Raw genomic sequence first — 12,502 nt, 5'->3', positions numbered from 1 at the left:
GGGGTTGTATGAGTTATACATTAGGCATATTAGATCAAAGCCCTATTATTGAAGGAGCAAGCAATGAACAAACATTACAAAAAACGGTGACTTTAGCACAACGAGCTGAGCAGTTAGGCTATTCACGTTTTTGGGTATCGGAGCATCATCATACAGAGTCATTAGCAGGTTCTTCTCCAGAAGTATTGGTTTCTTATTTACTTGCCAAAACCAAATCCATTCAAATTGGATCAGGTGGGGTTATGCTACAGCATTATAGTCCCTATAAAGTAGCAGAAAATTTCCATGTTCTAGCATCATTGGAGCCAGGACGTGTAGATTTAGGAATCGGTAAAGCCCCTGGTGGCTTGCCACTTTCCACGAAGGCTCTACAATATGGCACACTCAATCAAGGGGAAGATTTTGAAGAGAGACTAATATTTTTACAGCAATTAATTGAGCAATCCATACCAAAAGAGCACGAATTATATGGCATACAAGCAACGCCGATTCCAAAGGCAAAGCCGACATTATTTTTGCTTGGCGCTAGCCCTGAAAGTGCTGCTCTTGCAGGAAAACTAGGCATTGCATTTGTCTTTGCTCGATTTATTAATAGTGATAATGATGTTTTGGCGCAAGCGGCTAGAATCTATCGCAGTCATCATCCAAACGGCACTTTTGCGATTTCCATTGCTGCACTTGCTGCCCCAAGTAAAGAGGAAGCGAAAGCACTAATAGGAGATCAAAAAATTACAAAGGTGCATTTAGCAAGTGGCAGAAGCCTGACGCTACAATCAGTAGAGCTAGCAGAGAAATTTGGTCAGGAATCTGGAGAGGAATACACGGTGGAGCAGTATGAGGCTGATATTTTATACGGTACAGCAGAAGACATTAGAGCCAATTTAGATGACTACCATGTACGATTCCAAATTGATGAATTTATTTTGCATACGCCCATCTTGAAGGAATTTGAACGTCAACGTTCGTTTGAGCTTTTAAGTCCTGTCCATTTGCAGTTACAGCAAAAGGTGAAGGTAATCTAAGGGAGGTCATGATATGACAAAAAGTTTAGATATAATCATTTGGTCGAAGCAAGGTTGTAGTTATTGCGAGGAAATAAAAGCATATCTACAAGAACGACATATTTCCTACAAAACAGTTGATGTCACGTCTAATGATAATTTTAGAGACATCCTTGATATAAAGTATGGGGTTCGACATGTGCCTGTTGTAGAAATCGGGTCAAGTGAAACAGGTATCTATAGAGCTGTAACGGCAATTGGTTTAGAGCATCTACAGAAGGCACTTGCTGTGAATCTACCCTCATATGCATAACAGAAGGAGAGAGGAATCTTATGAAAAAAATATCATTTTATTTGCTACTTGTGCTAGCAGCGCTATTAACTGCGTGTGCAAACTCAGAAAAAACAGTTGGTGACGCAAGTGCTCAAAAAACAGCACAGAGTGGCAAGGATGTTCAAAAAATTATAGTTGGTACGGGAACTCAGTTTCCAAACATCTGTTTTTTAGATGACAAGGGACATTTAACTGGTTATGATGTAGAGCTTGTTCGTGCAATTGATGAGAAGCTACCAGAATATGAGTTTGAATTTAAAACAATGGAATTCTCCAATTTATTACTAAGTTTAGAAACAAGAAAAATAGATTTTATTGCCCATCAAATGGAAGTTAATAGTGAGCGTGAAGAGAAGTTTTTATTTAATAAAGAGCCGTATAATGTTTTCCCATTAAAGGTGACAGTCAACGAGAAAAATAATGCAATTCAATCCATTGAGGATTTAAAAGGGAAAAATGTGAGTGTTTCACCAACAAGTAATTCTGCTGTTTTTATTGAAAAGTATAATAAAGAGCATAATTTAGGAGCAAATATCGTTTATTCTTCTGGCTCAGTTGATGTTAATAATCAACTTGCAACGGGACGAATTGATGCCATTATTACCACACCGTTTGCTGTTCGATACTATAACGAAAGCAATGAGGCACAGCAAAAGGTTGTAGGTGATGCATTATTAAATTCAAAGGTCTACTTTTTACTCAATAAAGATGAAGTGAAGTTACAGGAGCGCTTAGATGAAGCAATCGTTGAATTAAAGAATGAGGGGGTAGTGAGTGAGCTTAGTAAAAAGTGGTTGGGTGATGATTATACAGTAGACTTCTAATGAATAGGAAAGGAAGATGGCAGTATGGAAAATAACTTTGATGTCGTGCTAATTGCGGAAGTACTTCCAACATTGCTTCAGTATTTACCCATAACTTTCGAGATTCTAGTATTCTCCATACTTTTTGGTATGATGCTTGGGATTGTGCTAGCCATACCAAAGCTACTTCACATACCGATATTGAAGCAAATTATTACAATCTATATATCCTTTATTCGTGGTACACCCATTTTAGTGCAGTTGTTCTTAGTATTTTACGGTATACCCGCATTGTTAAAGCTCATTCATATTGATGTGACACGAATGGATGCAATGTATTTTGTTATTATTACGTACACATTCAGCAATGCGGCAGCCTTTGCCGAAATATTTCGTGCAGCAATTTTAACCGTTGATCGGGGTCAAATGGAGGCGGCCTATTCAGTAGGCTTAAGTGGATCACAAGCTTTTATGCGAATTGTTTTTCCACAGGCAATACGTGTTGCTTTTCCAAATATAGCAAATACAATGATTAGTTCATTAAAAGATACATCGTTAGCATTCTCCATCGGTGTAATGGATATGGTGGGGAGGGGAGAAACCTTGATTGCTTCTACGACACGAGCGTTTGAAATCTATGTAGCTTTGTCAATTGTTTACTATGTCATCGTGATAATCCTTGAAAAAGTATTTAAATTTAATGAACGCTATTTTAATCGCTATATGCCAAAGGAGCTTGCTTCACAATAGGGGGAATATGCTATGACCATTGATATCGCTTTTATAGTAGAAGCATTACGAGAAATTAGTAAAGTAATACCGTTAACCTTATTCATGACTATTACACCTGTTTTATTAGGAATCGTTATTGGCATAATTGTAGCTTTCGTGCGCATTCAACAGATAAAAATAGTCTCATCTGTACTTAATTTTTATGTTTCATTTTTCAGAGGAACACCTATCATTATGCATATCATGCTCGTTTATTTTGGCTTGCCAATGCTAGTTGATAGTGTAGCTAATTTGCTTCATTTAAAGATACAATCAAATTCTATTCCTATTTTATTTTTTGTCATACTAGCCTTAACACTTAGTGCAGGGGCTTATGCCTCAGAAATTATTCGTTCAGGGATATTAGCTGTACCTAAAGGACAATTAGAAGCAGCATATGCGATTGGATTAACATTTCCTCAAGCGATGCGACGTTATATTTTACCACAAGCATTTGGGCAATCTATTCCCAACTTGACGAATGTTTTTATTGGTTTTTTACATGCTACATCATTAGCATTTTTCCTATCCATTAAAGAATTGACCGGTGTGGCAAATATTATTGCTTCCATGAACTTAAAGTTTTTAGAGTCATTTATTGCTGTTGGTCTTATTTATTGGGGAATTTCAATCATAGTAGAATGGGTTTCACACCGTATTGAAAAAAGAGTAACAGCCTATAGTAAAGGCGGTTTTTCATCATAGAAAGGGGAAATTAGAGTGACAGTAGCGAACATTGTGATTGAACATTTACAAAAGGAAGATTATGCAAGCTATCTTGAAGTTTTAGTTGAGAGCTATGCGCAATATGAAAAGGACTATGAAGACCCAGAGCGCTGGCAATCATATTTAAGTGATATCCGTGCTTCGGTTGGTAATCCGAATGCAGAAACAATTCTAATTGCAAAACGCGGAGATGACATATTAGGTGGATTACAACTATTTACGGATGCAGGGAAAGCGTATGGCTTGCCAGAGCTAAATATTCAATCGACGATTGTGCGCTTATTAGGTGTGCATCCAAAAGGCAGAGGGCAAGGGGTTGCTAAGAAATTATTAAATGAAAGTTTTGCCTTTGCTAGAAAAAGACAGGATCAGGCACTTTATTTACACTCAGGTGATATGATGCAGGCTGCCATAAATCTTTACTTATCATTAGGTTTTGTGCGAGATGAGTCGAAGGAATTTTACAAGGGAGATATATTAGTCAAGAGCTTCCGTTATGATTTATAATGATAAACCCGCTGATGCTCTAGTCAATCAGCGGGTTTTAATGTTAATTATAGTGTGAAAATCTTTCCTGGATTCATAATGTTAAGTGGATCAAGCGCTGCTTTTATGCTTTTCATGACGACTAAAGAGGTACCATGCTCAGTGGCTTGGTATTTCATTTTGCCAATGCCAACACCATGCTCGCCCGTACATGTGCCACCTCGAAGTAATGCATATTGCACAATTTGTTCATTGAAGCGATCCGCTTTTGCCTGCTCCTCGGCGTCATTTGGATTTAACATTAAAAGTGCATGGAAATTTCCATCGCCCACGTGGCCCACAAGCCCACCTGCGAGTCCAACATGATCAAGCTGTTCTCGTGCATATAAAATGGTTTCAGCAAGCACAGAGATTGGTACACAGACATCCGTTGACATGAGCTTCTTACCAGGATAAGCATGAATATATGCATAGGCTAAAGAATGTCGTGCTTCCCAAAGCTTATTACGAGCAGCATTATCTTGCTCGAATTCGACGGATAGACAGCTGTAGTCCTCAAAAATTTCTGTAGCAAATGCGATGTCCGCATGCATACCCGCTTCGTTTCCGTGGAATTCTAAAAACAATGTTGGTTTTTCGCTAAAGGATGTATCGTTATAGACATTGGCCTGCTTCATAGAGGATTCATCGACCAATTCCACTCGACCAATTGAAATACCAGCCTGTAATAAGGCGGTAACAGCACTAACAGCATCTCCAACTGTGTCAAAAACAGCTCGCCCCGCTGTCACAAATTCAGGTATACCATACACTTTTAACGTTAACTCCGTAAAGCAGCCAAGTGTTCCTTCAGAGCCGACAAATAGACCATTTAAATGGTAACCAGAAGAGGATTTCGCGGCTAAATTACCTGTATGGATGACAGAGCCATCTGCAAGGACAACCTCTAAATCACGAACCTGATCACGCATAACACCGTAACGCACAGCAGTCGTACCACTAGCATTCGTCGCAGCCATGCCACCTAGTGTTGCATCTGCACCTGGATCCACTGTGAATTGTAGACCGTGTTTTTTTAACTCCTTATTCAGTTGAGAGCGTGTGACGCCAGGCTGAACTTTTACAAGAAGGTCGTCAGGTCGAACTTCTAAAATCTTATTCATTTCAGAGAAATCAATAGAAATACCATGTGCAATAGGAATCGCGTTTCCTTCTAAGCTGGAGCCAACACCGAATGGTACAACTGGTACACGTTGTGCATGTGCAATTTTTAAGATGGCACTGACATCAGCTGTGGAACGGGGAAAGACAACGATATCAGGTAATCTCATCATATGATGAGATTCATCCTTTCCATGTAGCTGTCGTACCGTTTCGTTTGTTGACACTTGTTCTTCTAATAAAACCTGTTTGAGTTGATTGACAAGTAATTCTACTGCAACAGTCATTCCAATCCCTCCAAATTTTCTGATAAGTAAAACTTTATCACGCATTTATTGGAAATGGAATGCACAGTTCATTAAAAATCAGTTAGCAAATACTTTTTCTAGTTTTTGAACAAATTCATCTTGTTCTGTTGGACTGGATTGCTTCCACCATTTTTCAAAAAACACCCCAAGCCCTGGTAGTAAATGCTCTTCTCCACGATTAATAGCATCTTCCACAATGTCTTTGAATTCTGCGGCAGATTGACCATGTACATTCGCTGTAATTGCATCTCTTATTTGAAAATTCATCTATATCGCCTCCTTAGTAGTAATTTGTCCAACTATCGTTTAAATATGTATGAAATACCAAAGAAAATAGATAATTTTTGCAATAACTTTGGAGGAATTATGACTAAATATGCCAGGCATTTTATTCTTTCTGCGCGTTGAAATGTTGAAAATGGGCATTAGCTCTCAAACAACATGACAGTCTAAGATTGTGTTACCTAGGAATATTAAACTGTGCACAGTTGACAGGAAGAGTGGTATGTCCATTCGCAACAATCGCAAACTTTCATTAACACAATCGTTTGAAGAAATTTTAGAGGCTGTGCAACCAATGATTACAGCCATTTTTACGCAGCTTCATATTTACAAGGATTTTGATTACTATCGTCATATTGCTTCTATTGCGGTATGGAGGGCATGGCTAAAAGCAGATCCAGCAAAGGGACAATTTTCTGCTTATCTTTATTCTTCGATAAAAGGTGAGATTCTAAATGAATTATCAAAGGAAAAAAACTATTCAGAGCGAATAACGGTTGTTGATGGTGAAACACTCAATTTTATTCTTAGTGATATGGAGGGATGGGACAATCAAAAAAATCCTAGCTTACTTGAAATTAAGTTGTCTCAGCTTAAGCAGATAGAAAGAGAAATATTACTACTTTATTATGTAGAAGGTTACAGTGATCAAGAAATAGCTAATGCATTAGGCTTATCCGCTGTTGCTATTAAAAAAAGAAGAGGTAGAATCATCCAGAGATTGAAACATCAACTTTCCAGGGTGGAATAAAGAACTAAAAATATCAAAAGTATGCTAATATTGAAATAAAATGAATATTAGCATACTTCACATAGGTGCATACAAATTCCGATAAAAGTGTTATGATTTGTAAGAAGTCAAAGAAATATACAATTCAAATTTAAATAATCGATATAGATAGATAAAATTTCCTAGTGAATGTTTATATAGTAGTATGGAGGGTTTGGAGTGGAGAGATGGTTTAATCAGATAGAGAAAAAAGAAATTTGGTACATGGTATTACCCTTATTACTTGTCATACCATTACTGAGCTTTAGCAATCAAATATATGGTGTTTTCCAAGGTAACATGTATCAAGATATAAAATTGGTGATACAAATATTAATCATTGTTTTTACAATGGCAATTGCGATCCAATCCTATTTAGTATTTTCACACTTATTATCCAATCAAACTTTATACATAGGAAACATGTTTTTCATTATTGCCTTATTAGAATTAGTTAGCTTGTTTTTTAGCCAATCGAGAGAATGGAACTTTATGAACGAGCCCCTACATATATTAATACGTTTATACTTAGCCATTGGATTTATACTTATTATTTTAAACCCTAAAAAGCGATTAACCATGAATCATCGGATACTGACATATGGTTGTTCGATGCTTTTCGTTCTAGGAAGCGTTTTTCTGGCTTATTATTCGCCCAAAGTATTGCCTAAAAATTGGTTAGATACGATTGATAATATGGTACACTTAATTGCTATTATTCTTCAAATTTTAACCATTGCTATTGTTAGTACATATGTAAAAAAATTACCGAAGCGTTCCATGTGGCTAATTAGCGCAGCTATTTCCCTTATTGTGAGTGATGTCTTCTTTATTGTTAGTCAAGATCAAAATGCATTATGGGATTTCTCAGCACTGATTTATCAGTTTTTAGCATTCTATTTTTTCCTAAAGGCGATTTACTATACATCTGTGGAAAAACCCTTTCAGCAGCTGTTGAAAATAAAAAAGGATCTTGAACAATCTCAACAGGAGCTTCGATTTCAAGCTTATCATGATGACATTACATTGTTGCCAAATGAACATTTTTTACTAAAGACGTTAAAAGAAAATTTACATGAACATAAAGCGCAAAAGGCTATCATTGCCATAGAAATTGATCGCTTTGCGGCGATTCGTTCGTCCATTGGGATTAGTAACTCTAATAAAATGATGAAGCTTGTTGCAGAGCGAATTCAATCGATTGTACCTCCACATTATTTTGCAACTAAACTGCGTGAAGGACAATTTGTTATTTATATTGACCATGTAAAGACGATTGAGGAACTACTACAATTTTGCTTAAATCTTAAAAGTGCCATGACAGATCCTTTACAGGTCCAATTATTTTCATTGAATGGCAGTCTAAATATTGGGATTGCTCTCTATGAGGAGCAATGGACTGGTGAAGAGCTATTAATGCATGCACAGTTAGCGATGCGAGAAGCTAGACAAATACCTCAAAGATTTCTTTTTTATAAACCATACATGTCTAAAGGTATTGCAGATCGAATATTGTTAGAGCAAGACTTACATAATGCGTTAGCCAATAATGAATTTTATTTAGACTATCAACCACAGGTCAACTTAAAAACAGGCACCATTGAATCGGTCGAAGCTTTGGTTCGTTGGCGTCATCCAACTCGGGGCTTTGTTCCACCTGATATCTTTATTCCTATTGCTGAAGAATGTGGTCTTATTATCCCGCTAGGTAAATGGATTTTAGAAAACGCATGCACTCAAGCGAAAATATGGGAGAAACAAGGCTTACCTCCGATGAAAGTGGCAGTGAATTTATCACTTGGCCAGTTATTTCAACAGGATTTAGTAGAAATGGTACAAGATATTTTACATCGTACCAATTTAGATCCGTCATTTTTACAATTAGAAATTACAGAAAGTATGACGATGAATATTGATCAAATGACACAGCTATTACATGAGTTAAAGGCATTAGGCATCCAAATTGCTGTAGATGATTTTGGAACAGGTTATTCCTCTCTATCTTATTTAAAGGAATTCCCAATTGATTGTTTAAAAATTGACCGAACATTTGTGAGAAACGTGCCACATAATCCGAATGATGAAGCACTTGTTTCCATGATTATTTCGATGGCTAAACATTTACGTTTGAAGGTTGTGGCAGAGGGCATTGAAGAAGTGGAGCAATTATCTTTTCTAATAGATGGTGGCTGTGATTATATTCAGGGCTATCTATTCAGTAAGCCAATATCCCCACAGCAAATTACGGAAACCTATAAAGATTTACATCATCGTGTGGAGGAAGTATTAACACAACTTCAATATATTGAAGATTATAGTATTTAAAAAAAGAACCTGCTTATTGCTATTGAGTAAGCAGGTTCTTGCTGTTTAGTGAACGAGATATTCTTCTTTTAATTCGGATATAGCTACTTCAGATCGCTCTTCTAAAGAACGGCGTAGGTGAACTGTCGCTGTTTTTTCATCATCGTGGAGCTGATCGATCCAGATGGAAACACCATTATAGCTCACTTCAAATTCTAAAGGTGAGGCGACAATTTCTTGTGCACGTTGAAAATCCAACTGAAGCCCCCCTTATTTTTTCTGCTTATTCTTATTTTGCGTGACTGTGTTAATTAGCTCCATAAACTCTTGAGAAAATTCCTCACTCACCTTGTTTGGTGCAATCTTTTGGTTTTTTGGCGTTTGAGGTAATGAGCCTTTATTATTGCTTTGACCTTGTTTATTGTCTCTTCCCATGTGAGTTGCTCCTTTCCTGTTGATATAAATTAATATGGCTTTGAAATGAACTTTTTATCCCGTCAGCACAGATCGCACTTCACAAGGAAAAATTCGCATAGCTCTTTGTTTATTGCGAACAATAATGAGTATTAAGATTTTTTAACAGAAAAATTATCGTTTAATAAAACCCAATTTTGAGGAAACGGGAATCCTAATGCCCAATAACTAATGCCACGTAAATTGTAATGTTTAGTCATGTCGAATTTGGCTTGTGCACTTCTCGCATCTTCAAACCATACCTCGTGCTGCCTTCCTTGCTCATCAACATATCGATAAAAAGGAGATTGGGCCGTTGGATCATATTGGATTGTTGCCCCGTACTTGATGGCCCTATTGAGCGCTTCCTGGGGGCTAAACGTTTCGGCTTCTTGGCCTTTGACATGAGGTAGGAGCCAATCACGCGCATACAACTCAAAACCCAATAAGATTTTATCAGCTGGTATTTCAGTTAAAGCATACTCCACGACTCTTCGCATTTCATTAATCGGGGAAATAGCTTGTGGAGGGCCAAGACGATAGCCCCATTCATATGTCATTAATACAACAAAATCTGCTATTCTCCCATGTGCTTCGTAATCATGCGCTTCATATAATGTCCCAGTTTGTGAAGCACTTGTTTTAGGTGCGAGCGCTGTTGAAACTAAATAGCCTTTTGGATGAAGGGTATCCACAGCCAATTGAATAAAGGCATTGAAATTTTCGCGATCAGCAGGTAAAACATTTTCAAAATCAATATTTAATACTTGATAACCTTTATCTTGCATCACCTGTAATACATTATTCATGACCTTTTTACTTAACTCTGGACTGGACAAGACGACATGTACTAAATTAGAGCCTTCTTCTGTAGAAGTAAAATTAGTGAGCGTTAACATTGGGATAATATGTTTAGCCTTTGCTGCCGCTATCATATTTTCATCATTAATGGGCTGTAATGTCCCATCTTCCTTCATCTTATAAGCAAAAGGACTAAAATAAGTTAGTAGATGACCAATAGCATTAATGGAGTCTACAGCTTCATCTGAAGGTTGGTAGGAATAAGCATTGACTTCAATCGTTGGTAATTTTCTTGGAATCATCAATTGTGAACCAACATAAAGCATATTTGGAGTGTTTAGTTTATTTTCTATAGTAATGGCTTGAACGGTCGTACCATAGCGCTGTGCTATTTGCCATAAAGTTTCTCCTGGCTGCACGATATGAACAATGGGTGGAATAATTAATTTCGTTCCTGGTGTTAATTGATCGGGATTCGTTAGATGATTTTCTAATATGATAGATTGCAAGGGAACGCTAAATTTCTGTGCGATTGACCATAACGTATCTCCTTTTTGAACGGTATAAATTGTATAAGGAGAAGGGATAACCAGTGATTGTCCGATGGCTAATTGATCAGGAGTAGCTAATGCATTTAATTGGCTAATAGATTGTACGGGTACAGCATAACGATTAGCGATTTGCCACAGTGTTTCGCCAGCACTTACCACATGGATAAGCATAGAACACCTCCAACACGTTGTTGTTATTAGTGCATCATATGTTTCAAGTGTGAAAAAGAGTATTTTAGTGTGATTCTAGAAAAAAGCTGAAATTTTAAATTCTTTCTCAATGAGTTGCATAGGATAAGTATCATTGTGAGAAAGGGGCTTGATGTTGAAAAAGGCGAAGCTCACAGGAAGAATCGTCACGCCTGAAGATTCGGATTATGAACAAGCGAGAACGAATAATAATTTAAATAATCCCAAATATCCGAGTGTCATTGTGTTTTGTCAAAAAACGAAAGATGTGGTTAATGCCTTAAAATGGGCTAGAGAAAACAATGAGCCTTTCAGAATTCGAAGTGGTCGTCATAGCTATGAAAATTTTTCTTTAGTAAATAAAGGGCTTGTCATTGATGTAAGTGATATGAATGATATTTCGGTAAATCTATCAGAAATGACGGCTAGAATTGATGCTGGAGCTAATATGGGAAACGTATACCGTACATTATGGGAGCATGGTGTTACCATTCCTGCTGGTACAGAAAGTAGTGTTGGGGTGGTCGGTTTGACCCTTGGTGGTGGGATTGGGATGCTATCACGACCATTTGGATTAACTTGTGACAATCTTATTGAAATCGAAACGGTGGTAGCTAGTGAACATGAGGGTGCTCAGGTAATCAGAGCGAATAAGCAACAACATCATGATTTGTTTTGGGCAAGTCGTGGTGGAGGTGGAGGCAATTTTGGTATAGTCACTTCTTTGACATTCAAGCTTCATGCGATTAATGAGGTATCACTGTTCTCTATTACATGGGGATGGGATGACTTTGAAGTGGCCTTTGATGCATGGCAAAAATGGGCTCCCTATACAGATAAGCGTCTAACCTCACAGATTGAGCTAAAAACAAAGGAAGTAGGTGAGATAGTCGCACAAGGTGAGTTTATAGGAACAGCAGCTGAATTAAAGAAATTGCTTCGCCCTCTTAGAAAAACAGGCTTGCCAACAAGTATTTGGATAAAGGAAGTGCCATATAGCAAGGCAATAGAATTTTTTGATTTACCAAGCGGTAATCAGCCTGCCTATCGAAAAAGATCAGGGTCATTTTTGGAGAGACCGTTTCCATATAAGGCGATTCAGAGGATGAAAGAATTTTTAGCCCATGCACCTAATTCAAATACAACAATATGGCAACAGTCTTTAAGAGGAGCAGTAGGTGAAATTGCTCCCCAGCATACAGCCTATTACTATCGCAATGCGATAATAGCTCAAGAATATAATACTTCCTGGAAAAAACCGAAAGAGGAAGAACAAAATATTAAGTGGGTAGAAAATTTACGTCAAGCTTTATCACCTTATACGTCTGGTGATTATGTGAATTTTCCAGATCGATATATTAAGGACTGGCATACAGCCTATTACGGACGTAATTTTAGAAGGCTTCGTGAAGTGAAAACAAAATATGATCCGTATAATGTATTTCAATTTCAGCAGAGTATCCCACCTATTAGGAAGTGGTTGTAGCTGGAGAATGGAGCAGGTGAAGCGGCACTCCTGCTCCTTTTTGATTTTCACGTTTTAGCTTGATAAATACTGTTTAA

At 37.4% G+C, this 12,502-nt stretch carries 14 protein-coding genes; 9 read left to right on the top strand and 5 right to left on the bottom strand.

Features of this window, described 5'->3' with window-relative positions; all coding sequences use genetic code 11:
* Nucleotides 1–8: 8 nt before the first annotated feature.
* The 6 genes from HXV90_RS16585 to HXV90_RS16560 are packed head-to-tail and all read left to right on the top strand — an operon-like array spanning nt 9 to nt 4,142.
* Nucleotides 9–1,022: an LLM class flavin-dependent oxidoreductase gene (locus tag HXV90_RS16585; protein WP_269897631.1), complete on the top strand. Its 1,014-nt coding sequence runs from the start codon at nt 9–11 to the stop codon at nt 1,020–1,022.
* A gap of 13 nt (nt 1,023–1,035) precedes the next feature.
* Nucleotides 1,036–1,314, top strand: a complete 279-nt coding sequence (locus HXV90_RS16580) for a glutaredoxin family protein (protein WP_004226351.1) — start codon at nt 1,036–1,038, stop codon at nt 1,312–1,314.
* Between the two features lie 20 nt (nt 1,315–1,334).
* Nucleotides 1,335–2,159 carry a transporter substrate-binding domain-containing protein gene (locus HXV90_RS16575; protein WP_269897630.1) on the top strand — a complete coding sequence of 275 codons (825 nt, stop codon included), beginning with the start codon at nt 1,335–1,337 and terminating at the stop codon, nt 2,157–2,159.
* A gap of 24 nt (nt 2,160–2,183) precedes the next feature.
* Nucleotides 2,184–2,888, top strand: a complete 705-nt coding sequence (locus tag HXV90_RS16570; RefSeq protein WP_054549967.1) for an amino acid ABC transporter permease — start codon at nt 2,184–2,186, stop codon at nt 2,886–2,888.
* 12 nt (nt 2,889–2,900) lie between these two features.
* Entirely contained in the window at nt 2,901–3,614 is a 714-nt protein-coding gene (locus tag HXV90_RS16565; RefSeq protein WP_066037537.1) for an amino acid ABC transporter permease, read from the top strand.
* A gap of 15 nt (nt 3,615–3,629) precedes the next feature.
* Nucleotides 3,630–4,142: a GNAT family N-acetyltransferase gene (locus HXV90_RS16560; RefSeq protein ID WP_269897629.1), complete on the top strand. Its 513-nt coding sequence runs from the start codon at nt 3,630–3,632 to the stop codon at nt 4,140–4,142.
* Between the two features lie 47 nt (nt 4,143–4,189).
* Here HXV90_RS16560 and HXV90_RS16555 read toward each other — a convergent pair whose 3' ends face one another.
* Complete coding sequence (locus HXV90_RS16555; protein WP_257960580.1) at nt 4,190–5,569, bottom strand: FAD-binding oxidoreductase; 1,380 nt, start codon at nt 5,567–5,569, stop codon at nt 4,190–4,192.
* A 78-nt stretch (nt 5,570–5,647) separates the two neighbouring features.
* Complete coding sequence (gene sspI, locus HXV90_RS16550) at nt 5,648–5,857, bottom strand: small acid-soluble spore protein SspI (RefSeq protein WP_066037534.1); 210 nt, start codon at nt 5,855–5,857, stop codon at nt 5,648–5,650.
* 238 nt (nt 5,858–6,095) lie between these two features.
* On the opposite strand from sspI, the gene HXV90_RS16545 reads away from it, so the two are divergent.
* Nucleotides 6,096–6,623, top strand: coding sequence for an RNA polymerase sigma factor (locus HXV90_RS16545; RefSeq protein ID WP_269897628.1), 528 nt, complete (start codon nt 6,096–6,098; stop codon nt 6,621–6,623).
* 198 nt (nt 6,624–6,821) lie between these two features.
* Entirely contained in the window at nt 6,822–8,966 is a 2,145-nt protein-coding gene (locus tag HXV90_RS16540) for a bifunctional diguanylate cyclase/phosphodiesterase (RefSeq protein WP_269897627.1), read from the top strand.
* A gap of 45 nt (nt 8,967–9,011) precedes the next feature.
* On the opposite strand, the gene HXV90_RS16535 is transcribed toward HXV90_RS16540, so the two are convergent.
* The 3 genes from HXV90_RS16535 to HXV90_RS16525 all read right to left on the bottom strand — a co-directional run bounded on the left by HXV90_RS16535 (nt 9,012) and on the right by HXV90_RS16525 (nt 10,921).
* Nucleotides 9,012–9,203 carry an H-type small acid-soluble spore protein gene (locus tag HXV90_RS16535; RefSeq protein WP_004226369.1) on the bottom strand — a complete coding sequence of 64 codons (192 nt, stop codon included), beginning with the start codon at nt 9,201–9,203 and terminating at the stop codon, nt 9,012–9,014.
* Between the two features lie 12 nt (nt 9,204–9,215).
* On the bottom strand, nt 9,216–9,380 hold the full coding sequence (locus HXV90_RS16530; protein WP_004226371.1) for a YfhD family protein: 165 nt from the start codon (nt 9,378–9,380) through the stop codon (nt 9,216–9,218).
* A gap of 131 nt (nt 9,381–9,511) precedes the next feature.
* A complete protein-coding gene (locus HXV90_RS16525) occupies nt 9,512–10,921 on the bottom strand; it encodes a LysM peptidoglycan-binding domain-containing protein (RefSeq protein ID WP_269897626.1) in 1,410 nt (469 codons plus the stop codon).
* A 154-nt stretch (nt 10,922–11,075) separates the two neighbouring features.
* On the opposite strand from HXV90_RS16525, the gene HXV90_RS16520 reads away from it, so the two are divergent.
* Complete coding sequence (locus tag HXV90_RS16520; RefSeq protein ID WP_054549973.1) at nt 11,076–12,425, top strand: FAD-binding oxidoreductase; 1,350 nt, start codon at nt 11,076–11,078, stop codon at nt 12,423–12,425.
* Nucleotides 12,426–12,502: the final 77 nt, after the last annotated feature.

The organism is Lysinibacillus sp. JK80, assembly GCF_027557635.1.
Lineage (GTDB): Bacteria > Bacillota > Bacilli > Bacillales_A > Planococcaceae > Lysinibacillus > Lysinibacillus capsici.
This window is presented reverse-complemented; position numbering and strand designations above follow the sequence as displayed.

What these genes read in the sequence shown, in the direction of transcription:
- HXV90_RS16565 (WP_066037537.1), top strand. Translation starts at nt 2,901, where the DNA reads ATGACCATTGATATCGCTTTTATAGTAGAAGCATTACGAGAAATTAGT.
- HXV90_RS16555 (WP_257960580.1), bottom strand. Translation starts at nt 5,569, where the DNA reads ATGACTGTTGCAGTAGAATTACTTGTCAATCAACTCAAACAGGTTTTA.
- HXV90_RS16545 (WP_269897628.1), top strand. Translation starts at nt 6,096, where the DNA reads ATGTCCATTCGCAACAATCGCAAACTTTCATTAACACAATCGTTTGAA.
- HXV90_RS16575 (WP_269897630.1), top strand. Translation starts at nt 1,335, where the DNA reads ATGAAAAAAATATCATTTTATTTGCTACTTGTGCTAGCAGCGCTATTA.
- HXV90_RS16570 (WP_054549967.1), top strand. Translation starts at nt 2,184, where the DNA reads ATGGAAAATAACTTTGATGTCGTGCTAATTGCGGAAGTACTTCCAACA.
- sspI (WP_066037534.1), bottom strand. Translation starts at nt 5,857, where the DNA reads ATGAATTTTCAAATAAGAGATGCAATTACAGCGAATGTACATGGTCAA.
- HXV90_RS16525 (WP_269897626.1), bottom strand. Translation starts at nt 10,921, where the DNA reads ATGCTTATCCATGTGGTAAGTGCTGGCGAAACACTGTGGCAAATCGCT.
- HXV90_RS16530 (WP_004226371.1), bottom strand. Translation starts at nt 9,380, where the DNA reads ATGGGAAGAGACAATAAACAAGGTCAAAGCAATAATAAAGGCTCATTA.
- HXV90_RS16585 (WP_269897631.1), top strand. Translation starts at nt 9, where the DNA reads ATGAGTTATACATTAGGCATATTAGATCAAAGCCCTATTATTGAAGGA.
- HXV90_RS16580 (WP_004226351.1), top strand. Translation starts at nt 1,036, where the DNA reads ATGACAAAAAGTTTAGATATAATCATTTGGTCGAAGCAAGGTTGTAGT.